Annotated in this window: 28 protein-coding genes; 18 read left to right on the top strand and 10 right to left on the bottom strand. The window is 47.8% G+C overall.

What is annotated here, in order from left to right:
* From J6U00_RS04755 to J6U00_RS04715, 10 genes are all read right to left on the bottom strand, one after another.
* Complete coding sequence (locus J6U00_RS04755) at positions 1-642, bottom strand: RecX family transcriptional regulator (RefSeq protein ID WP_296579597.1); 642 nt, start codon at positions 640-642, stop codon at positions 1-3.
* Positions 642-1,823 (bottom strand): recombinase RecA, encoded by a 1,182-nt coding sequence (gene recA, locus J6U00_RS04750; RefSeq protein WP_296579596.1) that lies wholly within the window; start codon positions 1,821-1,823, stop codon positions 642-644. The genes J6U00_RS04755 and recA overlap by 1 nt, the downstream gene beginning before the upstream one ends.
* Before the next feature lie 76 nt (positions 1,824-1,899).
* Positions 1,900-2,334, bottom strand: a complete 435-nt coding sequence (locus tag J6U00_RS04745; RefSeq protein WP_296579595.1) for a hypothetical protein — start codon at positions 2,332-2,334, stop codon at positions 1,900-1,902.
* A gap of 46 nt (positions 2,335-2,380) precedes the next feature.
* On the bottom strand, positions 2,381-2,494 hold the full coding sequence (locus J6U00_RS15160; protein WP_365718112.1) for a metallophosphoesterase: 114 nt from the start codon (positions 2,492-2,494) through the stop codon (positions 2,381-2,383).
* Between the two features lie 89 nt (positions 2,495-2,583).
* On the bottom strand, positions 2,584-3,435 hold the full coding sequence (prmC, locus tag J6U00_RS04740) for a peptide chain release factor N(5)-glutamine methyltransferase (RefSeq protein ID WP_296579585.1): 852 nt from the start codon (positions 3,433-3,435) through the stop codon (positions 2,584-2,586).
* Positions 3,429-4,454: a DUF1385 domain-containing protein gene (locus J6U00_RS04735; protein ID WP_296579582.1), complete on the bottom strand. Its 1,026-nt coding sequence runs from the start codon at positions 4,452-4,454 to the stop codon at positions 3,429-3,431. Before J6U00_RS04735 ends, prmC begins: the two co-directional genes overlap by 7 nt.
* Positions 4,455-4,489: 35 nt before the next feature.
* A complete protein-coding gene (locus J6U00_RS04730) occupies positions 4,490-5,893 on the bottom strand; it encodes a HAMP domain-containing sensor histidine kinase (RefSeq protein ID WP_296579579.1) in 1,404 nt (467 codons plus the stop codon).
* Entirely contained in the window at positions 5,893-6,594 is a 702-nt protein-coding gene (locus J6U00_RS04725) for a response regulator transcription factor (protein WP_296579576.1), read from the bottom strand. The genes J6U00_RS04730 and J6U00_RS04725 overlap by 1 nt, the downstream gene beginning before the upstream one ends.
* Positions 6,595-6,638: 44 nt before the next feature.
* Positions 6,639-7,958 carry a hypothetical protein gene (locus tag J6U00_RS04720; protein ID WP_296579575.1) on the bottom strand — a complete coding sequence of 440 codons (1,320 nt, stop codon included), beginning with the start codon at positions 7,956-7,958 and terminating at the stop codon, positions 6,639-6,641.
* A gap of 1 nt (position 7,959) precedes the next feature.
* Positions 7,960-9,318 carry a citrate synthase gene (locus J6U00_RS04715; protein ID WP_296579572.1) on the bottom strand — a complete coding sequence of 453 codons (1,359 nt, stop codon included), beginning with the start codon at positions 9,316-9,318 and terminating at the stop codon, positions 7,960-7,962.
* Positions 9,319-9,429: 111 nt separating this feature from the next.
* Here J6U00_RS04715 and spoIID point away from each other — a divergent pair, with 111 nt between their 5' ends.
* The 18 genes from spoIID to J6U00_RS04625 all read left to right on the top strand — a co-directional run bounded on the left by spoIID (position 9,430) and on the right by J6U00_RS04625 (position 25,369).
* The gene (spoIID, locus tag J6U00_RS04710; RefSeq protein WP_296579569.1) at positions 9,430-10,461 is read left to right on the top strand and encodes a stage II sporulation protein D; all 1,032 of its coding nucleotides are present in this window, start codon (positions 9,430-9,432) and stop codon (positions 10,459-10,461) included.
* Between the two features lie 202 nt (positions 10,462-10,663).
* Positions 10,664-12,049, top strand: a complete 1,386-nt coding sequence (locus tag J6U00_RS04705; protein ID WP_296579565.1) for a sugar transferase — start codon at positions 10,664-10,666, stop codon at positions 12,047-12,049.
* Positions 12,046-13,110 (top strand): mannose-1-phosphate guanylyltransferase, encoded by a 1,065-nt coding sequence (locus tag J6U00_RS04700; RefSeq protein WP_296579562.1) that lies wholly within the window; start codon positions 12,046-12,048, stop codon positions 13,108-13,110. The genes J6U00_RS04705 and J6U00_RS04700 overlap by 4 nt, the downstream gene beginning before the upstream one ends.
* Positions 13,111-13,144: 34 nt before the next feature.
* Positions 13,145-14,182, top strand: a complete 1,038-nt coding sequence (gmd, locus tag J6U00_RS04695; RefSeq protein ID WP_296579561.1) for a GDP-mannose 4,6-dehydratase — start codon at positions 13,145-13,147, stop codon at positions 14,180-14,182.
* Between the two features lie 29 nt (positions 14,183-14,211).
* Complete coding sequence (locus J6U00_RS04690) at positions 14,212-14,475, top strand: hypothetical protein (RefSeq protein WP_296579559.1); 264 nt, start codon at positions 14,212-14,214, stop codon at positions 14,473-14,475.
* Between the two features lie 27 nt (positions 14,476-14,502).
* Positions 14,503-15,651: a glycosyltransferase family 1 protein gene (locus J6U00_RS04685; RefSeq protein WP_296579556.1), complete on the top strand. Its 1,149-nt coding sequence runs from the start codon at positions 14,503-14,505 to the stop codon at positions 15,649-15,651.
* Positions 15,648-16,769, top strand: a complete 1,122-nt coding sequence (locus J6U00_RS04680; RefSeq protein ID WP_296579553.1) for a glycosyltransferase — start codon at positions 15,648-15,650, stop codon at positions 16,767-16,769. Before J6U00_RS04685 ends, J6U00_RS04680 begins: the two co-directional genes overlap by 4 nt.
* A 30-nt stretch (positions 16,770-16,799) precedes the next feature.
* Positions 16,800-17,762 (top strand): GDP-mannose 4,6-dehydratase, encoded by a 963-nt coding sequence (locus J6U00_RS04675; protein ID WP_296579551.1) that lies wholly within the window; start codon positions 16,800-16,802, stop codon positions 17,760-17,762.
* A gap of 83 nt (positions 17,763-17,845) precedes the next feature.
* Complete coding sequence (locus tag J6U00_RS04670; protein ID WP_296579549.1) at positions 17,846-18,181, top strand: hypothetical protein; 336 nt, start codon at positions 17,846-17,848, stop codon at positions 18,179-18,181.
* A gap of 213 nt (positions 18,182-18,394) precedes the next feature.
* The gene (locus tag J6U00_RS04665) at positions 18,395-19,057 is read left to right on the top strand and encodes a F0F1 ATP synthase subunit A (RefSeq protein ID WP_296579547.1); all 663 of its coding nucleotides are present in this window, start codon (positions 18,395-18,397) and stop codon (positions 19,055-19,057) included.
* Between the two features lie 22 nt (positions 19,058-19,079).
* The gene (gene atpE / locus J6U00_RS04660) at positions 19,080-19,301 is read left to right on the top strand and encodes an ATP synthase F0 subunit C (RefSeq protein WP_294751457.1); all 222 of its coding nucleotides are present in this window, start codon (positions 19,080-19,082) and stop codon (positions 19,299-19,301) included.
* 20 nt (positions 19,302-19,321) lie between these two features.
* The gene (atpE, locus tag J6U00_RS04655; protein WP_294751457.1) at positions 19,322-19,543 is read left to right on the top strand and encodes an ATP synthase F0 subunit C; all 222 of its coding nucleotides are present in this window, start codon (positions 19,322-19,324) and stop codon (positions 19,541-19,543) included.
* A gap of 29 nt (positions 19,544-19,572) precedes the next feature.
* Positions 19,573-20,061 carry a F0F1 ATP synthase subunit B gene (gene atpF, locus J6U00_RS04650; protein ID WP_296579544.1) on the top strand — a complete coding sequence of 163 codons (489 nt, stop codon included), beginning with the start codon at positions 19,573-19,575 and terminating at the stop codon, positions 20,059-20,061.
* Positions 20,058-22,079, top strand: a complete 2,022-nt coding sequence (gene atpA / locus J6U00_RS04645) for a F0F1 ATP synthase subunit alpha (protein WP_296579542.1) — start codon at positions 20,058-20,060, stop codon at positions 22,077-22,079. The genes atpF and atpA overlap by 4 nt, the downstream gene beginning before the upstream one ends.
* 12 nt (positions 22,080-22,091) lie before the next feature.
* The gene (gene atpG, locus J6U00_RS04640; RefSeq protein ID WP_296579539.1) at positions 22,092-23,000 is read left to right on the top strand and encodes an ATP synthase F1 subunit gamma; all 909 of its coding nucleotides are present in this window, start codon (positions 22,092-22,094) and stop codon (positions 22,998-23,000) included.
* A gap of 152 nt (positions 23,001-23,152) precedes the next feature.
* On the top strand, positions 23,153-24,547 hold the full coding sequence (gene atpD / locus J6U00_RS04635; RefSeq protein WP_296579536.1) for a F0F1 ATP synthase subunit beta: 1,395 nt from the start codon (positions 23,153-23,155) through the stop codon (positions 24,545-24,547).
* Positions 24,548-24,561: 14 nt separating this feature from the next.
* Positions 24,562-24,972: a F0F1 ATP synthase subunit epsilon gene (locus J6U00_RS04630; RefSeq protein WP_295075901.1), complete on the top strand. Its 411-nt coding sequence runs from the start codon at positions 24,562-24,564 to the stop codon at positions 24,970-24,972.
* A gap of 187 nt (positions 24,973-25,159) precedes the next feature.
* Positions 25,160-25,369 carry a hypothetical protein gene (locus J6U00_RS04625; RefSeq protein WP_296579533.1) on the top strand — a complete coding sequence of 70 codons (210 nt, stop codon included), beginning with the start codon at positions 25,160-25,162 and terminating at the stop codon, positions 25,367-25,369.
* Positions 25,370-25,478 lie beyond the last annotated feature (109 nt).

The following is a 25,478-nucleotide window of genomic DNA, read 5'->3' as shown; positions in this document are numbered from 1 at the left end:
TCAGTTTTCCTCCTCAAGGTCCTCAGCGCTCTCGAAATACTCCTTTACGGCGCGGTTTATCTCTGTAAAATCGTATCCGTACCGCACAAGTGCGCTTTTGACCTTTTCTATTGTTTTTATGTCCTCACGTTCTGTCAGGTACCGAGAATGCTTGGTTTTTAGCAGCTCCATAAGGTTCTCCCCGAAGACATCGCTGTAGGGAGCAAGGGCGTCCTCTGCAGTAAATCCGCTGATACCCTTCTGCATTAGCTCACGCTTACAGCGGCGGAATCCGAACCGCTTTACTTCAACGAGCTTCCGCGCCATACGCTCAGCATAGCGTACATCGTCAATAAAGCCGTGCTCAGTGAGCCTTTTCATCACCGCAGTGCAAAGCGGCTCGCTTTTATAGTTCTCAATGAGCTTTCCATACATTTCCGAATAAGTATAGTCTCTGTAATCCAGCAGATAAAGAGCCCTCTGGTAGGCTCTGCGGAAATTAGACGCATATACAATTTTTTTCAGGGTCTCCCTGTCTGTCTCCATACCTACGCTTATGCCGAAATCAGTGATTATATCGGCATGGAGATAGAGCTTTCGACCGTCGTCCAGTTCCGCCTCATAGGTCGCGCCCTTATAATGCGCGACGGATATTATCTTCATTATTCCTCAGCCGGCGTAAACTCCTCAAAGTTCTCGTCAAAACTTGCAAGAACGTCTTCCTCGGAGGCTCCTGCGCTTCCCTCCTCCGTCGAATTATCAACAGCCGGAGCCGCTGCGGGCTTGCTCTTTGTTACAACAGAAGCGTCCAGCTCGTCCTTTCTTGCAAGTATCTGCTCTTCTATCTCCTTCATGAGCTTTTCATCGTTCTGGAGCAGCTCTTTTACATTATCGCGTCCCTGTCCCAGCTTCTGATCCTTGTAGCTGAACCACGAGCCGCCTTTCTTGATGATGTCAAGATCAACGGCAAGGTCGAGTACCTCTCCTGTACGGGAGATACCGCTTCCGTACATAAGGTCAAACTCGCACTCCTTGAAGGGAGGCGCTACCTTGTTTTTTACTATCTTGCAGCGCGTACATGCTCCAATAACATCAGTTCCAGATTTCAGCACCTCGCCCTTTCTTACCTCTATACGTACCGACGAATAGAACTTAAGGGCACGTCCGCCGGGAGTAGTCTCGGGATTTCCATACATAACGCCTATCTTTTCGCGTATCTGATTGATGAATATAGCAACACAGTTGGACTTTGATATAGCCGCTGTGAGCTTTCTCATAGCCTGGGACATAAGTCTCGCAAGCTGTCCAACGTGAAGATCGCCCATTTCGCCGTCTATTTCAGCTCTTGTGGTCATAGCAGCGATAGAGTCAAGTACTATAACGTCGATAGCTCCCGAACGAATAAGAGCCTCCGCTATTTCGAGTGCCTGTTCGCCGCTGTCAGGCTGTGAAACGAGGAGATTGTCGATATTTACTCCCAAAGCCTTTGCGTAGACAGGGTCGAGAGCATGCTCAACATCGATGAATGCGGCTTCTCCGCCAGCCTTCTGAGCCTGTGCCACGATAGACAGCGCCACTGTGGTCTTACCGGAGCTCTCAGGGCCGTATATCTCAACGATACGTCCTCTCGGAACGCCGCCTATACCCAGCGCCATATCGAGAGTCATGGAGCCAGTAGGTATAGCGTCAACATTCAGTGTCTTTGTCTGTCCGAGGCGCATTACCGCTCCTGCACCATACTTCTTTTCTATCTGCTTGAGAGCGCCGTCAAGTGCGGCTTTCTTGTCCTCTACCGCTGTAACTCTGACAACTGTAGGCTTTTTAGCAAGTTCCTTTTTTGCCATTGGTATTTCCTCCGTACTGTATTATAATTTATTAAGCTTTATATTTTCTGAAAATCCATTTATATCTGCCGTCTGTTCAAGAAATGCTGATATGCTCAAAGTCGACAGTGTTCTCATTTGCTTCAATTAGAAGATACGAAACTCCCTCCAACTCTGAAGCCGAAACAGAGACCACATTTCCTTTCACTAAATTCCGATGACAATGACCGATCACAGCAAGATCATACTGCTTTACATATCCACTTTCGCAGACAATGTCGAACGTGCCGTCCTTTAAGCTTGACAGTGGTAAAAACGGATAAGGCTTTTCAACATCAAAAAACAGAGAGTGTGAAAAATGCAATTTGTGTCTGTGACATTCAATCTCATAGAACAGTGGCATCTGCCCTATGAACTTCACCTGCTCCTCTGTGAGCCTCCTTCTTATCCCGTCGTAATAATCCCTCAGATATTCCACATTGGGATCAACATCAACTCCGTGTTCCGCATAGAGCTCGCAGTTGCCTTTCAAACAGACTATCTCGCTTTCCTTCAGCAGTTCGAGGCATTCAAATTCTTCATTCCCTCGCCAAAAACACCGTCAGGTCCGCGTCCATTTCACTAATCTGTCCGATAACCGCTTTCAATGCTTCAAGGTTTCCGTGAACATCAGAGAATACGGCAATCTTCATAGATTATCCTTTCATTTTTCATGTTCTACCTTACCGACCCTTATCATTTCTATATTAAGCGGCAAAGCTGCTTCCTAACGGCTCAGAGCTTAATTATTTACAGCAGCTGCTGTTCTTATTATATCTGCACCGTCACGACGAAGCTCAACGTTTGTAAATCCGTTTTTTTCAAGTATATCCTTTACGGCATCATGCTGCCCGAAACCGAACTCATAAGCGATAAATCCGCCGTCCTTTATCGAAGCTTTCCAAAGCTCCGTAACGGCTCTATAGAAGTCGAGACCATCCTCGCCGCCGAAAAGAGCAGACTCGGGCTCATACCTCACCTCTATCATGAGCTCGCTCATATCCTGGAAAGTAAGATAAGGGGGATTGCTCACAAGTACATCAAGTCCCGTTATCTGACGGGCTGTCTCGCTTTTCAGTACATCGCCGCTTATTATTTTTATATCGCCGCAACCGTTCAGCTCTGTGTTCTGTCTCAGATAGTACAGCGCCTTTTCTGACAGTTCCACAGCGTATACCTCCGCTTTAGGGAGCTCCTTTTTCAGCGCCACAGCTATACATCCGCTACCGCTGCAAAGATCTGCTATCTTAGGATCTGTAAGCTTTTCCTTGCGGCATATATCGAGTACCTGCTCCACAAGTGTCTCTGTATCTGGACGGGGTATGAGCACGCCCTCGCCCACCTTAAAATTACAGCCCCAGAACTCCCACTGTCCGAGGAGATACTGCAAGGGATAACCCTCTGAACGGCGCTTTGAGACAGAAAGTATCTCCGCAGCCTTATCATCGGGAACGAGCTCCTTCGGAGCGAACATGGGAAACTTCTCACCCAGAATGTCCTGAAAGATACATTTAATCTCAAAGTCTGCGGAATCCTCGTCACGCTGAGCTATGAGCTCACGGCACTGGGCATAAAGCTCGCCCTTTCTTACCACCTGTCCTCCTCCTTATCCTGAGGGATACAGGGTGTCATAGCGGCTATCGCTATCTCTATCATACTATCATCAGGTTCACGTGTGGTTATGCGCTGCATTGCAAGTCCAGGAGCAGAAAGTATCCGCGTGAAAAGGTTGTCGTTATTTCCTGCAAGACGTATGAACTCGTAGGAGATACCCACAACAAGTGGCAGCAGTACCAGTGAAGCCACTATACGCTGCCATGTTACCGTGAATGGCACAAAACACATCACGAATATGCTGACTATAAGTACTATGAATATGAAGCTCGTGCCGCAGCGCTTATGGAAGCGGCTTTGCTTGCGGATATTTTCAACTGTAAGCGGAAGCTCCGCCTCATGGCAGGCGATTGTCTTGTGCTCTGCGCCATGATACATAAACTGTCTGCGTATATCTTTCATAAGACTCGTAAGGTACATATACGCAACGAAAAGGACTATCTTCACCACGCCTTCAAGCAGAGAGCGCAGGAATCGATTTTCCTTTACAGATGGAATAAGTCCCACTATCCACTTCGGAAGCATGACGAAAAGTCCCAGAGCAAGGACTACTCCGAAGAGTATGCCGAGATACATGACGAAATCATATCCGGAGCCCTCTTTTTTCTTTTCAGTCTTCTCCTCAGAAGAAACTGTACTGTTGACACTGACAGCAGCTCCACCAGCTATTGCAGGTTCAGGACCAATATCAGACTTAGTTTTTTTCTTTTCGTCCTCCTCGTCTTCGGGCATCTGCTTTTCCGCAGACTTCATCATATACTTATATCCCTTGACAAGAGAAATGGCGAAGCCCGTACAACCTCTCACCAGCGGCACCTTCCTGTACCACGGGGCGTTCTTTCCATTATTCTCGTCCCATGTTTCCAGATCAACAGTACCATCGGGAAGCCTACACGCCATCGCACCCTTTGTAGGTCCCAGCATCATTATACCCTCAATGAGAGCCTGGCCGCCTATCTTTGATTTGAATTTTTCCTGTGTATTATCGCTTTTTCCCATGTTTTCACCTTATTGAATCAAATATCGTATACGCCTTACGGCTTTACCGCAGGGAGGGTTATTATAACGGTAGTTCCCTTGCCCTCGCCTTCGCTGGTTATATCCATAGTTCCGCCATGCATGGTGATTATCTCATCCGCAACGGCAAGACCTATTCCTGAGCCACGACGCGTATGGTTCGCCTTATAAAATTTAGTCTTTACCTTTGAAAGGTCTGAGCTCTTTATGCCGCAGCCGGTATCGGTGACCATTACCACCACGCTGCCGCCCTTTTCGTAAGCCATTATGGTAACGGTATCCCCTGCAGAGGAATACTTAACCGCGTTGTCTATGACATTTATGAACACCTGACGTATGCGGTTCTTGTCGCCATACACGAAAGGTAGCATCTCGGGTTCGTTATAGATTATCTCTTTTTCCTCGCGCCTTGCCTTGTCGCTGTATATCAGCACAGCGTCACCGAGCTCAGCGAGTATATCCATATTCGCATTCTGGAGAGTGAAATGACCATTCTGCATACGTGAGAAGTCAAGGAGCTCCTCTACCATCTGCGAAAGTCGCTCAGTCTCGTTAACTATTACTTTTACGCCTTTCTTCATTGTATCTGGACTTCCACCACCGTCTATCATGAGTGTCTCTGCCCATCCCTTTATGGCGGTAAGGGGAGTTCTCAACTCGTGGGATACTGAGGATATGAACTCATTCTTCATAGCCTCAGTTGCGGAGAGCTCGTCAGCCATATTGTTTATGGCTGTACAAAGATCGCCTATCTCGTCATCGCTGTCGTTCTCGATACGTGTGGAGAAGTCGCCCATTGCAAATTTACGTGCAATGCCGCTTATCTGTCTGATAGGTCTTACTATCGAACCTGCGAAGTACAGACCGGTTATCACTATGATAAGGATAATAACAAGGCAGACTATGGTTATCGCTGCCGCATAATTCTTTATGGTATCGTCTATTTTCGACAGCGAGGTCACCATTCTCACGGCGTTGTACTCCCTGCTCATGGAGTCTATGGGCACGGATACCGCAAGCACCTTTTCTCCACCACTGAGGCGGTATATATGGTCGCCCTCGCTTTTCTGGAGAGCCTCACCATAATCAGGCATAGGGTCGTCAGCCTCCGGAGAGAAACCAGAGGAGGTCAGCACCACTCTTCCCTTTGAGTTTATCGCCATAAGCTCTATCTTGTCCTTCTCGTTGAAAGTCTCCAGCATCTTTCTCATCTCAGCCGAGAAATTTGCGGAGCTGTCCTGCGAGTGTATACTCAGTACGCTGGTGACAGCGTTTAGCTTCGACACAAGGTACTGCTTCGCTGAGCTGTAGAAGTAATTCTGCACGGCATAGATTATCGCCATATCTATGACGAGTATCGCAAGCACGACAACGCCAAGATTGTTGAATATCCAGCGTCTGGTGATACTGTGCTTAGCCATTATTGTCCGTCATTCCACTTGTATCCGTAGCCCCATATAGTTATGATATACTTTGGGTTGGAGGGCTCCTCCTCTATTTTCATACGGATACGCCTTATGTTAACGTCTACTATCTTGTCGTCACCATAGTAGCTCTCACCCCATATATGATTGAGTATGCTGGCGCGGTCAAGAGCGGTGTTTTTGTTGTTCATGAAGAACTCGAGTATTTGATACTCCACCTGCGTTAGCTCGATAGGGTTGCCGTCCTTTGTGACCGTGCGGCTTTTGAGATTCAGCACGAAAGGACCGCTCTCTATCACAGACTGCTTTTCGTTCTTGATAAAGCTCATGCAGACACGCCTGTAGATAGCATCTACGCGGGCTGTTAGCTCAGAGGGAGAAAAAGGCTTAGTGATATAATCGTCAGCGCCTATCATAAGACCGCTCACCTTGTCCATTTCCTGCGTTCTTGCAGTCAGCATGATTATGCCAATAGTAGAGCTCTTCTCACGTATCTTCTTGCAGACCGTGAAGCCGTCTATACCAGGCATCATTATATCAAGCAAGACGATATCGAAGTTTCCGTGCTCATTTTCAAAGGTCTTTAAAGCGTCCTCGCCGCAGTTTACATCGACTACCTCGTAGCCGGCGCGTTTGAGGTTTATGACCACGAATTCGCGAATAGTGTCCTCATCCTCGCAGATAAGTATACGTTTCATAAGGTTTCACTCCTTTATGTAAGATCGCTGCTTATGCCGCAGCATCAGTCTCTGTATCTGAATCCCAGTGCAAGCTCACCGGCAGTCAGCGACAGACCGTCGCCATCCGCGTGGCTGCCCGAAGGTATATAAGCAAGATAGGCCGATTCGCCCTTTGTGTGCATGAGCATATATCCGCTGGATATCCTGTCGTCCCGTGAGGGAGCATCATCTGCACAGTATATTTTCAGCAGCTCTCTTCCGACGCTTCCATTACTGTAGGTGCAGAAAGCTATCTCATCATTGACGATATCGCGCATTAGCGTGACTCTTCCCAGCCATTTCTCTGGGAATATGAATATATATCCGTCATTGAGGCTGTAGTAGGAGGTATAACACTTTCTGAGCTTCATATCGCTATCGAGCCTCATCCACTCGGTCAGCTTGAGCTGTTCGCCCTCGGCAACCCTTTCGTTGCCCGGAGCTGTCTCCTGAAATGGTATCTCTATTCTACCGTCTCCGTCGACGTCAAAACACCGACAGCCCGCTGATCTTTCGCTTGCAGTGCTCTCCTCAGGAGTGCCGGACACCTTTTGCAGCGTCCTATCCTGCATATATACCACCTCAGACTGTATCATACCGTTGCCCGCCGCAGCGTCAATGTACATACCCAGCTTCCCATTTGGGAGCTTGCCATAGCTTATATCGAAATCGCTGTAGCTCTCGCTGAGCTGGAGGGACATCTTGTGGTACTTGCCGTTTTTGTCGAGGTTATACGCCTCAGCTAAGGCAGGCTCTCCGTTTGAGGAGCTCGCAAGCCTCAAAAACTCATTCTGACCGTCCATATCGAGGTCGTTGACTCCTATGTAAGAATAAGGGAGAGTAAGTGTAGGCTCCCTTATGAGAGTATCATTGAAGTAGTTATATATGGCCACGTTCTTTTCTGAACGGTTGAGAGTGCTCGTGCCGATGATTATATTTATGCGGCTGTTAGCGCCAAGCTTTGAGATCATTACCTCCTCGACCTCGCTGCCCTCAGCCGGTATATCGCTTCCCGAGTGCCAGCCGTCCTCTCTTTTGTCGAGGACGCTTATACGTAGGGAATTCTCGTCCGCAGCATGGTTCAGGCGCTCGTAGAAAACTATTGCCTCATCGCCGCCGTCACCGTCGATATCCTCAATTATGAAGGCCGAAAGGTACTTGCCTGATTTAGGATATTTAAGCCTTATAGAGGTCTCGGGAGAGCCCAGCTCGTTGTATATCTGTTCCTGATCCAAACTGAGTTTTGGCGGAGCCATAAGGGTATCTATACTCGCCCCAAAGGTGCAGCCCGTAAGGGAAGCCCCAGTGACAAGGGCAGTTATAACCGCTGAGATCTTCTTCATATCATTCGCGCTCTGAAAGCTTTATGTATTCCTTTTCCTTTGCGATAGCCTTATATGCAGGACGGATTATCCTTCCTCCCGTGAGTATCTCCTCCATGCGGTGTGCAGCCCAGCCTGCCATACGTGCGATAGCAAATAGCGGAGTAAACAGCTCATCGGGGATACCTAACATACGATAAACAAGGCCGGAATACATATCCACGTTCGCACACATTACCTTACAGCTACCCTTCATCTCCTTAAACACTTCAGGAGTAAGTCTCTCGATAGTTTCGAGAAGTCGGAATTCTGCTTCTATGTCCTTGCCCTTAGCGAGCTCGAAAGCCTTTTTCTTCAGGATAACGGCACGAGGATCGGAGATAGTATATACCGCATGTCCCATACCATAGATAAGCCCCGAATGGTCGTTGGTCTCTTTAAGTATAGTCCTGCGCATATAGTCAGCGACCTCACCTTCGTCCTCCCAGTTCTTTATGTTTGCCTTAAAGTTGTCGAGCATATTTATCACCTGTAGGTTCGCACCACCGTGACGGGGTCCCTTAAGTGAGCAAATAGCCGAAGAATAGGCGGAGTAGGGGTCTGTGCCAGAAGAGGTGAGCACCCGGCAGGTGAAGGTAGAGTTGTTTCCGCCGCCGTGCTCTGCCTGCAACATAAGCAGACGATCAAGCATCTGAGCCTCGTCCTTGGTGTACTTCCTGTCGGGACGGAGCAGCGAAAGTATGCACTGCGCCGTATTTTCTTCGTAATTTATGGGATGCATTATCATGCTCTGGTTGTCGAATACCCTGCGCTTTACCTGATAGGCATTAGCCATGATAACAGGCATTTTGGCGATAAGGCTCACCGCCGTACGCATTTCGTTTTCAAGTCCTTTGTTCTCGCACTCGTCATCGTAGGAATAAAGCGCCAGCACCGAACGCGCTAGCTTGTTCATGATATTCTTGGACGGAGCCTTTAGTATCATATCCTCCACGAAGCCATTTGGGAGATCTCTCTTTACGGAGATATATGAGCTGAAAGTCTTGAGCTCCTTCTCATTTGGAAGATGACCGAAGAGGAGGAGGAAGGCTGTTTCCTCATAGCCGAAGCGGTCGTCCTTTTCAACGTTCTCAACAAGATCGTTCACATTATAGCCTCTATATATGAGCTCGCCAGGAATAGGTTCCCTTTCACCCTCGTTTATGACATAGCCATGAACATTACATATATTGGTAATACCCGCCATTACGCCGGTACCGTCACTGTTGCGGAGACCTCTCTTGATATGATATTTTTCATAAAGGTTCTGATCTATGACGGTATTTTCAGCAAGTCTGCTGCATAAATCTGTAATATTGGCGCCCGAAATGAATGACGGCATCCTAATCACTCTCCTAAAACATATTCACTATCAATTATACACCATTTATCGTTTAATGTCAAACATTATTTCTTATACTAATAAGAAAGTGGACAGACAAGGAGGTCTAGTATGAAAAAATACGCCACAGCAGCTTTGCTGCTCATTGTTTCAATTGTGACGATACCGGCAGTTCCCGCCTGTATATCGGGAAGACCGGAGGCAGCTCCTAGAGACATGGTGCAACTCAAGGAGTACATATTCAGCGGCGATGCTGGCAACAGAGAGCCTGCTTTTTCCAGCGAGCCATACATGGTGTTGGACACCGTCAGCGGAGAGGTCATAGAGGTGCCCATTCGCGACTATGTCATAGGGGCTGTATGCGCTGAAATGCCCGCAAACTTCGGCGAGGAAGCTCTCAAAGCACAGGCAGTAGCAGCCCATACCTATGCAGAGCGTCGCCGCCTCAGTGAGAGGTGCTCCCCCACAGCAGAGCTCAGGGGCGCAGACTTCTCAAATGATACCTCCATCTATCAGGGCTACTTCACCAAGGAACGAGCTCAGGAGTGCTTTGGAGAGAAATTCGGAGAAAACTATGAAAAGATATCGGCCGCAGTGGACGAGGTTCTCCCTTACATAATTACCTATGATGAAGCGCCTATCATAGCTGCCTTTCACTCCATGTCCCCAGGCTTTACAGAAAGCGCAGAAAACGTATGGGGAGCTCCCGTTAACTATCTCGTGGAGGTGGACAGCCGGTACGACCTGACGGCTCCCCACTTCCGTGAAAAGAAAGAATACAGTGTCGAGGAGCTGAGAACAGCCCTTGAATCAGCCTTTCCCGGCATAATCCTAAGCGACAACATAAAGAAGTGGATAGAGGTGCTGAACGTATCGGATTCCGGAACAGTGCTGACAGCTTCTGTTGGTGATATGACAGTAACCGGCGGAGAGCTTAGGGACGCTCTCGGGCTCCGGTCAGCAAGCTTTGAATACTCCGCAGACAGCAGCGGAGCAGCTCTTACCACAAAAGGCTTCGGTCATGGTGTCGGCATGAGCCAGTACGGCGCAAACGCAATGGCTTCCGAGGGAAAAAACTGGCGCGAGATACTGGAGCATTACTATCCCGGCTGCACAATTTCGAAGATAACAGTGACAAAATAAGAGAGGAGAAAACGGGACTTCCGGCTCCAGTGTACAAACTGACGCCGCAATTTTTGGTTTTCATTTTTTGCCGAATATGGCAACTAATATTGACATAGCTCTGACGATTTGTTATAATTACTTTGTGCCGCTTGATGCGGCTGATCAAAAAACATATACGAATCAGAAGGAGACTGGATCCGCGCAGGAGCGGATAAGGATTATGAATAAAAATAAAGATTTGTACAAAAGATTTGTCACCTTTATCTCGGGAATACTTCTTCTCGCTATGATAACGGGACTTTTTGCCTTCGTTTGGTATAGGAAATACAGCGCGGTGATCGTGCTCCCCTACTACAGACGAGGCAACTGGGTGCTCATCGCAATATACTGCCTGATAGTATGGCTCTTCTTCAGAGCCTATGGAGGCTTCAAGCTGGGCTATCTGAAAAAAACGGATATGTTCTATGCACAGATGATATCAATGCTATGCGTGAATATTGTCAGCTACTTTCTGATAAGCCTTATCGGCCGTCATTTCATGGAGGTCATGCCAATAGTCTATATGTCCTGCGTGGATATGGGAATCATAGCGCTATGGACACTACTCGCAGGGAAGCTCTATTTTATGATATATCCACCGAGAAAGTTGGTGATAATCTATGGCAGCCACCGTGCAGCTTCACTGGTTTTGAAAATGAGTCAGCGCGTGGACAAGTACATGATATGCGAATCTATCAGTACCAACGAGCCTGAGGAAAAGGTCAAGGAACTAATAATGAAATACGAGGGCGCTATCGTCTGTGATATCCCTGATGAGCAGCGCAATGACTACCTCAAATTCTGCTTCGCCCACTCCAAGCGTGCGTATTTAGCCCCGAAAATATCGGATATTATAATAAGAGGCGCCGACGACATACGCCTCTTCGATACTCCCCTTATGCTCTGCCGCAACTACGGTCTTGACTTTGAGCAACAGCTTGTAAAGCGCACCTTCGATATAATATTCTCAATCATCGCTTTGATACCGGCTGCTCCATTTATGCTCATTTCAGCTCTTGCAGTCAAGCTCTACGACCGCGGACCAATACTGTACAAGCAGAAAAGACTTACCCTCAACGGCAGGGAGTTCTACGTATACAAGTTCCGCAGCATGATAGTAGACGCGGAAAAGGACGGCAAGCCACAGCTCGCTACAGAGGAGGACGACCGCATAACTCCTGTAGGAAAAATACTCAGAAAATTCCGTGTTGATGAGTTCCCTCAGCTCTTCAATATCCTTAAGGGCGATATGTCAGTAGTGGGTCCACGTCCGGAGAGACCAGAGCTCACGCAGGAATACGAGGAAGAAATGCCGGAATTCAGCTTCCGGCTAAAAGTAAAGGCTGGCCTCACCGGCTATGCTCAGGTGACAGGCGCTTACGATACCACACCCTACGATAAGCTGAAAATGGATCTGATGTACATTGAGAATTACTCTATACGTCTTGATCTTCAGATAATACTCATGACATTAAAGACAATGTTCTTCCCGCCAAAAAACAACGCGGAAACCACAGAAGCTCTCCTAATGCCGAAGAGAAGCGAAAGAAAGGAAAATACCAAATGAAGATCACAGCAGTTATCATGGCAGGAGGCAGAGGCGAACGTTTCTGGCCGAAAAGCCGCAACGCCAGCCCAAAGCAGTTCCTATCCCTCACAAAAGATGGCGAGACCATGATACAAAAAACGGTAAAACGTCTTCTCCCCATAGTCGAAGCGGAGGATATCTACATCGTTACCAACGCAGCCTACAAAGAGCTCGTTTTCAATCAGCTCCCAGCAGTGCCGAAGGAAAATGTCCTTCTGGAGCCCTGTGCACGGAACACTGCTCCCTGCATAGCCTTTGCGGCTGCAGTCATCAGCAGGAAGTACGATGACGCGATAATGCTCGTGCTCCCCTCGGATCATCTCATCGGCTATGAGGACATATATATCAACACTCTAAAAAAGGCTGTAAAGGCAGCTGAAAAAGGCAAACGTCTTGTAACTATCGGAATCACTCCCGAGTACCCCGAAACAGGCTATGGCTATATCAACTTTGGCGAGGAAAAGGGTGATGTATACGCTGTAGAGCGCTTCGTAGAGAAGCCCGATCTCCCCACCGCAAAGGAGTATCTTGCGTCCGGACGCTATCTATGGAACAGCGGTATGTTCGTGTGGAAGATATCCTCTGTCATGTACAATATCAAGGAGTTCATGCCAGATATATACGAGGGCGCAATGCGTATAGGAAAGGCTTTTGGCACTGACGGCTTTGAGGATACTCTCGTTAAGGAGTTCACAGCCTTCAGAAGTGAATCTATAGACTTCGGCATCATGGAAAAAGCCAGTCATATATACACTATCCCCGGTAGCTTCGGCTGGGACGACGTAGGAAGCTGGCTGGCTGTCGAGCGCATAAATGAGACCGACGACGACAATAACTTCATCGATGGCGACATTATCACAGTCGATGCCAAGCGCACTACTGTATGCGGTGGAAAAAGACTTATCGCCGCCGTCGGCACAAGAGATATAATAATCGTCGATACCGACGACGTTCTGCTCGTATGCTCAAAGAACAACACGCAGGACGTTAAAAAAGTCATAGCACAGCTCAGGGAACAGAACAGGAACGAGCTCGTGTGAGCGGCAGTATGAATATTACGGAGGAGCAACAATAATGAAGAACGCACTTATCACAGGCATCACAGGTCAGGACGGCTCTTACCTTGCAGAACTTCTGCTGGAAAAAGGCTACAACGTTTACGGTATATGGAGAAGAAAGGCTACTGCCGACTACGGCAACATCGCTCATCTAAAGGATAGAGTAACTCTCATATACGCTGATATGACCGATCCTGTTTCTCTTATATCCGCCATGAGAATATCACAGGCTGACGAGGTGTACAACCTCGCTGCACAGTCCTTTGTGGCTACGAGTTGGGACACTCCCCTCGGCACTGCAGACATCGACGCCGTAGGCGTTACAAATATGCTGGAGGCTATCCGCACAGTAAAGCCTGAAGCTCGCTTCTATCAGGCTTCCACATCGGAAATGTTTGGACTTGTTCAGGAGATTCCCCAGAAAGAGACAACTCCATTCTATCCCAGAAGTCCCTACGGTGTCGCAAAGCTCTACGGCCACTGGATAACCAAGAATTACCGCGAGAGCTATGGACTTTTCGCCTGCTCAGGAATACTCTTCAACCATGAGTCCGAGCGCAGGGGCATAGAGTTCGTCACACGCAAGATAACAGACGCCGTAGCGCGTATAAAGTTGGGCATTCAGGACTGTGTTGAGCTTGGAAATATGGACTCTAAGCGCGACTGGGGTCACTCCAAGGACTATGTCCGCGCAATGTGGCTCATGCTTCAGCAGGATAAGCCTGATGACTATGTTATCGCTACAAACGAGACAAGAACTGTCCGCGAATTCGTTGAGACTGCATTCAGACACGTCGGTATAGACATCGAGTGGAAGGGTGAAGGCGTTGACGAGACCGGAATAAACAAGGCAAACGGAAAGACTGTCGTTAAAGTAAACAAGAAGTTCTTCCGTCCGGCAGAGGTTGATATACTCCTCGGTGACCCGTCAAAGGCTGAAAAGGCCCTTGGCTGGAAACGTGAGATAAGCTTCTCACAGCTGGTTGAACGCATGGTAAAGAACGACCTTGCATTGGTTGACAAGGAAATAAAAATAAAGGAAGCTATAGGCTGATATAAAAGCTTTTTTAAGGAGGGCTCATCATGGGATTCGAGGTACTCAGGACTGTAAAGGGCGGCTATTCCAAGGCCAGCGTCATCGCTAAATTAGACGCGCTGAACGGGCTCTTGCTTGCTGTTACAGAGGGTATGCCGCGTGAAAAGGCGCTCTCAGAGCTTGATAGGATAAAACAGACTACACTCCACACCGAAAAGGGAGGCTTTTTTGGTACTTTCGGCTTTTCGGTCGAGGACACCGATACTTATATCTCCGATCTTGTTAATATGATCGAGAAAAAAATACAATAAAAACACATCAAAGGTGGAGAAGTTGATTTGAGGATAACTTTCGACGCTGTACCTATATGCAGCGATAAAATGACGGGAATAGGCTGGTGTGAGCTCGGGCAGACTCAGGCTCTCGCAGAGCTCTATCCCACAAACAAATACGAATACAGCTTCTTCACAAGCGGTGATGAGGAGCGTGTAAAGCGCGTAAAAAAGTTTGCAGGGAAGGGCATAAAGCTTAACACCTCAAAGTTCTCAGGTTTTGCTTACCGCGCCGTCAGTACCTTCCTTCCTGTGCCGTATTCATTCTTTTTTGGCAGGAAGTCTGATATCACCCACTTTTTCAACTACATTATTCCGCCATTCGTACACGGAAAAAAGGTCGTGACCGTTCACGATATGGTATACAAGTCCTTTCCGGGAACCGTCCGCGGCAGAACAAAATATATGCTGGATATAGGTTTGAAACGCTCCATGAAGCGTGCCGACCTTATAGTTACTGACTCAGAATTCTCAAAATCGGAGATAATAAAGTACTTCCCCCGTTACGAAAATAAGATAAGGGTCGTTCCATGCGGAGTTGACCTTGAGCGCTTTCATCCCTGTGAGGCTCCGGAACGCATACCTGCGGTAAAGAAGTCGCTGGGAATCGAGGGTGATTACTTCCTATATGTTGGCACTATTGAGCCACGAAAAAATCTTGAACGCCTTATAACCGCATACTCAGCCTTTGTGAAAAAGGCAGGAATCAACGCTCCCAAGCTCGTTCTTGCAGGCGGCAAGGGCTGGCTGGATCAGGGCATATATGGCAGGGTCGAAAAGCTCGGTCTAACGGACAGAGTAATATTCACGAAATACGTCCCCTCAGAGGACATGAACCCACTTATGTGCGGTGCGTTGGCATTTGTCTTTCCCTCACTTTACGAGGGCTTCGGTATGCCTCCCCTTGAGGCTATGGCTTGCGGAGTACCGGTGCTCGCTTCCGGAGAAGCTTCTCTCCCTGAAGTCACAGGTGACTGCGCGGTGATATGCGATGCATACGCCCCCAAAAGCATTGCCGACGGTATGTACAGACTATACCGCGACGAAGAGCTGCGCCAAGAGCTTGGCAGAAAGGGACTTCAGCGCGCTCAGGGCTTCACATGGAAGCGCTCCGCTGAAATACTCATGGAAGTATACAGGGAGCTTGCAAAATGAAAAAACAGCTTAACATACTTGAAGTAAACAAGGCCTACTTTCCGCATATAGGCGGTATAGAGACCCTTATACGCCAGTATTCCGAGGAGCTCGGAAAGCTTGAGGGCGTTAAAGTAAAGGCTCTCGTATGCCGCGACGGAAGAGGAAAGACTATCCATGAGAAAATGTGTGGAGTAGACCTTATAAGATCGGGAAGCTTCGGGACCTATTTCTCATGTCCTGTATCCTTGTCATTTATCCGCAATTTCAAACGAATGGCAAAAAAAGCCGACGTGGTACACATACACGTACCCTTTCCTCTTGCAGACGTTGCTCTACTGCTGTCTGGTTACAAGGGAAAAGTCGTGGTATCATGGCACAGCGACATCGTAAAGCAGAAAAAGCTCATGCTTTTTTATAAGCCATTCATGCGCTATCTGCTCAAAAGAGCTGATATCATACTCGCCGCGACGGAGGGCCACGTTAAGCACTCCCTCTATCTCCCTGAATTCAAGGAGAAATGCAAGATACTTCCATATGGGATAACTCCCGGGAATTATATCTCCGTACCGCGAAGACCTGTTCTCACCGAAAGAGCGAACGACAAAAGCTGCGTGAAGGTATTCTTCACAGGAAGGCTCGTCTACTACAAGGGCGTGGACGTCCTTCTCCGAGCCTTTGAAAAGGTACTCGGCTGCGAGCTCTTCATCGCAGGCACAGGAGAGCTAGGCGACAAGCTCAGGAGCTTTGTTTCCGCTCATAGCATGGAAGACAGAGTACACTTTCTCGGCTTTCTCCCCGACGAGGAGCTTAAACAGGCTTACGCAGACTGTGATATCTTCGTGCTGCCGTCTGTAGCGCCGAGTGAAGCCTTTGGCATCGTGCAACTCGAAGCTATGATATACGGTAAACCAGTCATAAATACAGCGCTGAGATCCGGCGTTCCATACGTCAGTCTCGATGGAGTGACGGGCATAACAGTGACGCCATCCTCATCTAAGGCTCTTGCAGAGGCGATAAATACCCTTGCAGCCGATAAGGATCTCCGGGAAAGGTACGGTAAAGCAGCCGCTGAGAGAGTACAGAACGAATTCAACGAAAAGACCATACTCAACAGGCTCTATGAGCTCCTGAAATAGTACAACTTCTTGATAATGGAGGGCAGACACTTGAAAGCATTGATAATCGGCGCGGCAGGCTTCGTAGGAGCTTATCTTATCCGCGAACTCGCCTTCGCAGGCTGGGAGGTCCACGCTACCTGTCTGCCGAATGAGACAATAACCGAAAAATGCGGCACCCACGTGCTCGATATAATGAACAAAGACGATATATCACAGATACTTGACGAAAACGCTCCCGATGTGGTGTATCATCTTGCTGCACAAAGCTCGGTGTCAGTATCATGGAAAAAGCCGCAGCTCACTGCGGAGATAAATATAATCGGTACTATAAATGTGCTGGAAGCGCTCCGTGAAGCCAAAAAAAAGGATATAAGGACACTTCTCATAGGATCCGGCGAGGAATACGGCTATATCCGCGAGGGAGCCTGTCCGCTTAAGGAGTCGGAGCCCCTCAATCCCGGCAATATCTACGCCGCCACAAAGGCTTGTCAGGGCATGATTGGCGAAATATATGCCCATGCCTACAAAATGGACATCGTAATGGTTAGGGCTTTCAACCATTCTGGACCGCGTCAGAGCGATATCTTCGTTATCTCTGATTTCTGCAAACAGATAGCAGAAATAGAAAAGGGTATTCGTGAGCCCGTTATAAGCGTGGGAAATCTCACGGCTATGCGCGATTTCACTGACGTCAGGGACGTTGTAAAAGCTTACCGTCTCCTCGGTGAAAAGGGCAGGAGTGGAGCCGTGTACAACGTAGGCAGAGGCAAGTCTGTGACGATACAGTACATACTGGATACTGCCCTTTCCTTCGCAAAGCTGCCAATAGAAGTAAAACAGGATCCCAACCGCATGAGAGCTTCGGATATACCTATAATAGAGCCCGATGTTTCACTGATACTCGACGATACCGGCTGGCGTGCAGAGATAAGCATGGAGCAGACCGTAGAGGATACGCTGAACTTCTGGCGTGAAAAGCTTATGGCTTACGGATTGTCACTTGGCACATGAAAAGCTGCCAAAGCTAGCAAATTGTGATATTAACGCCGCAAGGCGACACATCGACTCTCAACTGAACAAAAGGAGTGAACAAAATGTCTGATATGAAGCTGACAAAAGATAAAATGCTTACCTTTACCGGACATGAAAAGATAAGTACCCTTAAGGCAGGCGAAAAGCTGACGGAATTTGGAGATAATCAGAACAACGCCAACGAGCTACTCGCCACAAATATAAACGCTCTCATAAAGCGCGTCTGCGCTTTGGAGGATCAGCAGGTAAAGACCGCCGAGGTGCTGCGCCGCATAGCTGACGAGCTGAACTCTTTCAAAAAGGAGATAGACCGCGTCCGGCTTGCGGAAAAGCTCAATTCCGGAGCTATAGAACGTATAGACCGTGCTCTTAAGCTCGCCGACAGTGACGGAAAATAATAACATTTTTAATGTGAAATTTTTCTCAAAGTCTTGACAACATATCAATTTTGTTATATTATATATAAGTGGACAGGATATTCCCCTCAGCTTGAAAAAGTCCGACGGACATATATCTGTACCTTATCAAGACTCAATCAACGGAGATTTGTGTAATTGCAGTCTCCGTTTTATTATTATTTGGCGCAGTCACGCAGGAAAGAAGGTGTTATAATGGACAATCTCATGGAAGAGCTGGAAGCAAAAACGGCTTTTACCATACCGATTTTCGGAGGGATACCTATTGCCGAATCATGTGTTGTCACATGGATAATAATGGGAGCATTAGTTCTGCTGTCCATAATACTCACGCGCAAGATGAAAAAAGTGCCTACTGGCTCTCAGTGCATACTGGAAGGGATAATGGACTGGCTGGATAATTTCTTTCTTGGCATCCTCGGTCATAAGGGAAAAAAGTACTTGCCTTTTCTTGAAACACTGATAATTTACATAGCATTTGCCAATATCATAGGCTTATTCGGTTTTGTTCCGCCCACAAAGGATGTAAACGTCACAGCAGCTTTAGCTGGCATGGCTATAATCTTTGTTCAACTGTCATTTATAATAGAAAAAGGTCCACTTAAATGGCTGAAAAGCTTCCTTAACCCTATAAACTTGCTTGACCTTGTGACAAGACCGCTGTCGCTTTGTATGCGACTTTTCGGTAACGTACTCGGAGCCTTCGTCGTTATGGAGCTTGTAAAAAAGGGGATTGCAGCAATAGGCGTGCCTGTTATAGCAAGCGCTTACTTTGACATTTTCGACGGACTTCTACAGGCTTATGTATTCGTATTCCTTACTTCTCTTTATATGGCTGAAGCCATGGAAGAAGAATAAACTCAACTTCATGGAGGTATAAATTATGGGACTCATCGCACTTGGCGCTGCTATCGCCGTTCTTACAGGCGCGGGCGCTGGTATCGGCATAGGTATTGCTACTGCTAAGGCTACGGAATCTATCGCTCGTCAGCCTGAGGCTAAAGGAGATATCAGAACAGCTCTCCTGCTTGGTTGTGCCCTAGCAGAGGCTACTGCTATCTACGGTTTCGTTATTGCTATCATGATAATAGGTAAAGCATAATACATACAAGGGAGGATATTATTATGGGACTCATCGCACTTGGCGCTGCTATCGCCGTTCTTACAGGCGCAGGCGCTGGTATCGGCATAGGTATCGCTACTGCTAAGGCTACAGAATCTATCGCCCGTCAGCCCGAAGCAAAGGGCGACATCAGAACAGCTCTCCTGCTTGGCTGTGCTCTCGCAGAGGCTACCGCTATCTATGGTTTTGTTATTGCGATAATGATCATAGGCAAAGCATAATAAGCAATCAGACCTAAGGAGGGCATAAAATGCTTAAATTTGAATTCTGGAGCATCTTCGAGGCTGTTGCAAACGTCCTGATACTGTTTGTGCTCCTGAGGATATTCCTTTTCAAACCTTTAAACAAGATCAGGGACGACCGCACCCGTACTATACAGGATAACCTGGATTCCGCCGAAAAGGCAAAGGAAGAAGCGGAAGAGCTCCGTCAGCAGTATGAGAACTCAATCAGTGACGCCAAGGCAAAGGCTAACCAGATCATAATGAAAGCCCATGAGGACGCCGAAAACGAGAGAACTGCCATAATAAGGAAATCTCAGGAGGAAGCTGAAAAGATAGTCGCAGACGCTGACAAGACAATCGAAAACGAGAGAAAGCGCGTTCTGCGTCAGGCTCAGTCTGAGATTGCAGACCTCGCCATAGAAGCGGCTTCAAAGATCATCGGTGAAAACGTAGACGACGAAAAGAACCGCCGTCTCGTGGACAAGTTCCTTTCCGAGGAGGAGGGTAAGAAATGAACGACGCAGACAGAGAATTACTGAAAGAGCTCGTCCATCTTGAAGTTTCCCAGACCGACTGCTCCGACACAAGGAAGGTACTCGAGACCTGTCCCGACCTTGCGGATACACTTTCAAATCCCCTCGTGACCCACGACGAGAAAAGAGCCGTTATAAGTAAGCTCTTCCCCGAATCAATGCAGAAGTTCATGATGAACGCTGTACGCGGTGGAGCTATTGAGCGAATAGGCGAGATACTTGACGAATACGACAGTATACTTCTTGACAAGCAGGGCAGTATAAAGGCTGTGGTACGCTATGTTACTCCCCTTACGGAGTCACAGCAGGCTGACTTGAGACAGTTTATCATGGACAGATTTGTCAAAGAAGATGTTGATATAGAGTATAAGCACGATCCCGATATCATAGGCGGTTTCATACTCAACGCCGGCGACCTTGAATACGACAAGAGCTACCGTACAAGCCTAAGACTTATGAAGGACACACTCCAGAATAAAGCTACGGAATATGTCGGCTCAATATCAAAAAGCAAAAACAGCGATATAATCTCTGTGCTCAAGACCGAGGTGCGCGACTTTGACGTAAAATCAGGAGCTACACAGACTGGCTTCGTCACTCGTCTCGGCGACGGCATCGCAAGGGTACGCGGAATGAATTCAGTAATGTATGGCGAGCTTGTTGAGTTTGAGACAGGTATACGCGGTATAGTTCAGAACCTCGAGGAAAAGACAGTAGGAGTAGTTCTCCTCGGCGACGACCACGGACTTACGGAGGGCTCCTCCGTTATCAGAACGGGTAAGAGAGCTGGTATCGGCGTGAGCGACGAGCTTCTCGGACGAGTAGTTGATGCTCTCGGTGCGCCTATTGACGGCCTCGGGCAGATAAAGTCAGAGGACTATTTCCCCATAGAGCGCGAGGCTCCAGGTGTTATCGAGCGTAAACCTGTAAGCGTACCGCTACAGACAGGCATACTTGCCATAGACTCGATGTTCCCTATTGGCAGAGGTCAGCGTGAGCTCATAATCGGCGACCGTCAGACTGGAAAGACCTCCATTGCCGTTGATACTATCATAAACCAGAAGGAACAGGACGTTATCTGTATTTATGTTGCCATAGGTCAGAAGTCCTCCACCGTTGCACAGATAGTAAATACCCTTAAAAAGTACGGTGCTATGGATTACTCCGTAGTTGTTTGCGCATCTGCCAGTGACCCTGCGCCGTTCCAGTATATAGCTCCTTATTCGGGAACTGCTATAGCAGAATATTTCATGTCAAAGGGCAAGGACGTACTCATAATTTACGACGATCTCTCCAAGCACGCCGTAGCTTACAGAGCCATGTCACTTCTGCTCCATCGTCCTCCGGGACGTGAAGCATATCCCGGTGACGTTTTCTATCTTCATTCGAGACTTCTTGAACGCTCCAGCCGTCTTGACGACGAGCACGGCGGCGGTTCGTTGACAGCTTTGCCGATAATAGAAACTCTTGCAGGTGACATCTCCGCTTATATCCCGACCAATGTAATATCTATAACAGACGGTCAGATATTCCTGGAAAGCGAGCTTTTCAACTCCGGTCTCCGTCCTGCCGTGAACTACGGACTTTCCGTATCCCGTGTAGGTGGAGCAGCTCAGACAAAGGCTATGAAGAAGGCTTCTGGAAATCTCCGTATAGACCTTGCTCAGTTCAAAGAAATGGAGATATTCACACAGTTCTCCTCGGAGCTCGATCAGTCTACAACTGAGCTTCTCAATCACGGACGTATGCTTACAGAACTGCTCAAGCAACCTCTTTACAATCCACTCCCTCACTACGAGCAAGTCATAATCCTCTATGCGGCGCAACATGACTTCTTCAAAGGCATACCCCTTGAAGAGCTGAGAGAATACCGCACAGACCTTATGAACTACATTAGAAGCTATGGTCAGGACATCATCACCGAGATAGAGGAGAATAAAGTTCTCAACGACGACCTTGCAGAGCGTATCGAAAGAATACTCACAGCTTTTGAAGAATAAGGCGGTAAAGATATGCCCAATATGAGAGAGATCCGCGAAAGGATCGGAAGTATCCAGCAGATACTCAAAATAACTAATGCTATGTACCTCATGTCCTCCTCAAAACTGAAAAAGGCAAGGAGTTCACTGGAGGCTACAGAGCCCTACTTCTACAAGCTCCAGTCAACAATCGAAAGTGTTCTGGAGCATACCCCACATACCCGTCAGCTCTACTTCGACAGGCGTCAAGATATCCCTGAGGACAAGCGAAAAAAAGGATATATCGTCATTACCGCCGACAAGGGACTGTGCGGAAGCTATAACCATAATATACTCAGATACACCGAGCAGAAGCTTGCGGAAGCGGCAGATATCGACAACTGCTACCTTTTCGTCATGGGACAAGTTGGAAGAATGCACTTTCAACGCCGTATTGGCAGCGACAAGAAGGCTTACGTGGACGGAGAATTCCTCTATACCACCCAGAATCCTACTCTATACAGAGCCCGTGAGATAGCCGAACTAGTACTCGATAAGTTTGAGAAAATGGAGCTGGACGAGGTATACCTTATATATACCGATATGGTCAATTCAAGCCTTCAGGAACCGAGAACGCTCCGGCTTCTCCCCTTTGAGAGAAAGCACTTCGGCAAGGCTGCCGATGGTACTATGAAGAAGCTACCTAAAGCTTCCTTCATGCCTTCTCCAGAGGAAGTAATGAATTACCTCATACCTCAGTACGCCAAGGGCATAATCTACGGTGCTATGGTGGAAGCCTTCTGTTGCGAGCAGCAGTCGCGCATGACCGCTATGGACGCTGCTACAACAAGTGCAAAGGATATGATAAAGGATCTGTCGTTGCTCTATAACCGTGCAAGACAGGCGGCTATCACTCAGGAAATAACTGAGGTCTGCGGCGGTGCGGCTTCTATCAGCGAATAATACATAGGGGAGCCAGAGGGCATTCACAAACAACACAAAACTACGGGCGTCGAAGCACCGCCCCTACAAGCTGATAAATAAAGGCTAATAGCTACAGGCTCGGGCGCACAAAGTGCTCACCTACAAGTTCTCTTAAACAAAAGGAGAAAGCAATGGAAAAAGGCAGAATAACTCAGGTCATCGGACCTGTTATAGACGTTGAGTTTGGCTCGGGAAAGCTCCCTATGATAAGGGACGCTCTTACCGTTGAAGTGGACGGCCAAAAACGCGTTATGGAAGTCGCTCAACATATGGGCAATCATATTGTCCGTTGTATCATGCTGGCGTCCAGTGAAGGACTCAGCAAGAATATGGAGGTCACTCCCACGGGCTCCTGTATAAAAGTACCTGTGGGCGAGCAGACCCTAGGACGTATGTTCAACGTCCTAGGTGAGCCTATCGACAAGAAGGGCGACATTGAGACAGAGGAAAAATGGGAGATACACCGCAAGGCTCCTACTTTTCAGGATCAGAGCCCTGTCGTTGAGGTACTCGAAACTGGTATTAAGGTTATAGACCTTATAGCCCCCTACGCAAAAGGCGGTAAGATAGGCCTTTTCGGAGGTGCAGGCGTCGGAAAGACCGTCCTTATACAGGAGCTCATACGCAATATTGCCACTGAGCACGGCGGCTACTCTATATTCACAGGCGTGGGAGAGCGTTCACGTGAGGGCAACGACCTTTGGAACGAAATGCAGGAATCGGGAGTTATCTCAAAGACCGCTCTTGTTTTTGGTCAGATGAACGAGCCTCCCGGATCGCGTATGCGCGTGGCTCAGACAGGTCTTACCATGGCTGAGTACTTCCGCGACTGTGAGCACAAGGACGTACTTCTCTTTATCGATAATATCTTCCGTTACGTACAGGCAGGCTCTGAAGTATCAGCACTTCTCGGACGTATGCCCTCAGCCGTTGGATATCAGCCTACGCTGGCAAACGAGGTCGGCGAATTACAGGAGCGTATCACCTCTACGAAAAACGGCTCCATAACTTCAGTACAGGCTGTCTACGTCCCTGCAGACGACCTGACAGACCCAGCTCCTGCGGTAACATTTGCACACCTTGACGCTACTACAGTACTTTCCCGTAAGATAGTTGAACAGGGTATATACCCTGCTGTAGATCCTCTTGAATCGAATTCCCGTATCCTCGAACCTGAAATAGTCGGCGAGGAACATTATACAGTCGCAAGACAGACTCAGGAGATACTCCAGAAATACAAGGAGCTCCAGGACATCATTGCCATACTCGGTATGGAGGAGCTTGGCGAAAACGACAAGCTGACGGTATACCGCGCAAGAAAGATACAGAAGTTCCTTTCTCAGCCCTTCAACGTTGCCGAAAACTTCACGGGTCTCAAAGGCAAGTACGTACCTCTTAAAGACACTATTGAGGGCTTTAAGGCTATTATCGAAGGAGATATGGACAAATACCCGGAGGCTGCCTTTCTCATGGCAGGCACTATCGACGACGTTATTATGAAAGCCCGTCAAATGGACGAAAGTTAAGGGAGGCACCCGTTATGGCAAAGACCTTTCACCTTGAAATAATCGCAACAGACCGCATTTTCTTCAGCGGAGAGGTCGAGCACCTCGTTATAACGGCTATCGACGGTCTTCTTGGTATAATGGCAGGACATGAGCCACTTGTTACCTCCCTCCCCACGGGAGAGCTGAAATACCTTGTTGACGGCGTGTGGAAGTACGCTGCTATATCCGAGGGCTTCATACAGGTAATGCCGGATTCGTCAATAATCCTCGCAGACACCTGCGAGCTACCTGAGGAGATAGACATCAAACGCGCTCAGGAAGCTAAGGAACGTGCCGAGGAGAGACTCAGGCAGAAGCAGAGCATCAAGGAGTACTATGAGACTCAGGCTGCCCTCAACCGTGCCATGAACCGACTTAAGCTGTCACAGAAACATTTCAAGTAAGATCAGATGCACTCCGTACCCGGGGTGCATTTTTTATGAGTAGTAAGTAGGAAGTAGTATTGTAGCTACCATTGGCAGCCCAATTTGTTTCTTTCTGAAGACAACTAACGGCTAAAGGAAAGGCGGGTAATGACTATGGAAACGCTATGTACGACGCATTTATAAAAAATGTTTAGAGCATTATAACATGATCTGCAAAGAAGAGATAAACGGGAAAGACTTCGGCGAACCGCCCGGAAGTATAGTAGAGTGCGCGGAGAAGTGCAGAAATGCAAGATATGGATGCCGGTATCATATAGAAAAAATGTGCTCCTTGACCACAAAAAGCTCGTATGGGTATCGTGATAAAAACAAGCCGATTTTTGTCAGAAAACTGACTAAAGACGGCACGGGCTGATATTATTCCGCCGCTCTTCATTTCAACGGCTAATTTGTTCATAATTCCGAAATTTTCTGTTCTTAATTGTGCATATTTTTGAAATGGGGATTTTTTCAGTCCAGATACT

The sequence above is a fragment of the Ruminococcus sp. genome, assembly GCF_017650195.1.
Lineage (GTDB): Bacteria > Bacillota > Clostridia > Oscillospirales > Ruminococcaceae > Ruminococcus.
This window is presented reverse-complemented; position numbering and strand designations above follow the sequence as displayed.

Coding starts and splice junctions, on each gene's coding strand:
- J6U00_RS04755 (WP_296579597.1), bottom strand. CDS start 642: ATGAAGATAATATCCGTCGCGCATTATAAGGGCGCGACCTATGAGGCG.
- recA (WP_296579596.1), bottom strand. CDS start 1,823: ATGGCAAAAAAGGAACTTGCTAAAAAGCCTACAGTTGTCAGAGTTACA.
- J6U00_RS15160 (WP_365718112.1), bottom strand. CDS start 2,494: ATGAAGATTGCCGTATTCTCTGATGTTCACGGAAACCTTGAAGCATTG.
- J6U00_RS04735 (WP_296579582.1), bottom strand. CDS start 4,454: ATGGGAAAAAGCGATAATACACAGGAAAAATTCAAATCAAAGATAGGC.
- J6U00_RS04730 (WP_296579579.1), bottom strand. CDS start 5,893: ATGGCTAAGCACAGTATCACCAGACGCTGGATATTCAACAATCTTGGC.
- J6U00_RS04725 (WP_296579576.1), bottom strand. CDS start 6,594: ATGAAACGTATACTTATCTGCGAGGATGAGGACACTATTCGCGAATTC.
- J6U00_RS04720 (WP_296579575.1), bottom strand. CDS start 7,958: ATGAAGAAGATCTCAGCGGTTATAACTGCCCTTGTCACTGGGGCTTCC.
- J6U00_RS04715 (WP_296579572.1), bottom strand. CDS start 9,318: ATGCCGTCATTCATTTCGGGCGCCAATATTACAGATTTATGCAGCAGA.
- spoIID (WP_296579569.1), top strand. CDS start 9,430: ATGAAAAAATACGCCACAGCAGCTTTGCTGCTCATTGTTTCAATTGTG.
- J6U00_RS04705 (WP_296579565.1), top strand. CDS start 10,664: ATGAATAAAAATAAAGATTTGTACAAAAGATTTGTCACCTTTATCTCG.
- J6U00_RS04700 (WP_296579562.1), top strand. CDS start 12,046: ATGAAGATCACAGCAGTTATCATGGCAGGAGGCAGAGGCGAACGTTTC.
- gmd (WP_296579561.1), top strand. CDS start 13,145: ATGAAGAACGCACTTATCACAGGCATCACAGGTCAGGACGGCTCTTAC.
- J6U00_RS04690 (WP_296579559.1), top strand. CDS start 14,212: ATGGGATTCGAGGTACTCAGGACTGTAAAGGGCGGCTATTCCAAGGCC.
- J6U00_RS04680 (WP_296579553.1), top strand. CDS start 15,648: ATGAAAAAACAGCTTAACATACTTGAAGTAAACAAGGCCTACTTTCCG.
- J6U00_RS04670 (WP_296579549.1), top strand. CDS start 17,846: ATGTCTGATATGAAGCTGACAAAAGATAAAATGCTTACCTTTACCGGA.
- J6U00_RS04665 (WP_296579547.1), top strand. CDS start 18,395: ATGGACAATCTCATGGAAGAGCTGGAAGCAAAAACGGCTTTTACCATA.
- atpF (WP_296579544.1), top strand. CDS start 19,573: ATGCTTAAATTTGAATTCTGGAGCATCTTCGAGGCTGTTGCAAACGTC.
- atpA (WP_296579542.1), top strand. CDS start 20,058: ATGAACGACGCAGACAGAGAATTACTGAAAGAGCTCGTCCATCTTGAA.
- atpG (WP_296579539.1), top strand. CDS start 22,092: ATGCCCAATATGAGAGAGATCCGCGAAAGGATCGGAAGTATCCAGCAG.
- atpD (WP_296579536.1), top strand. CDS start 23,153: ATGGAAAAAGGCAGAATAACTCAGGTCATCGGACCTGTTATAGACGTT.
- J6U00_RS04630 (WP_295075901.1), top strand. CDS start 24,562: ATGGCAAAGACCTTTCACCTTGAAATAATCGCAACAGACCGCATTTTC.
- J6U00_RS04625 (WP_296579533.1), top strand. CDS start 25,160: ATGATCTGCAAAGAAGAGATAAACGGGAAAGACTTCGGCGAACCGCCC.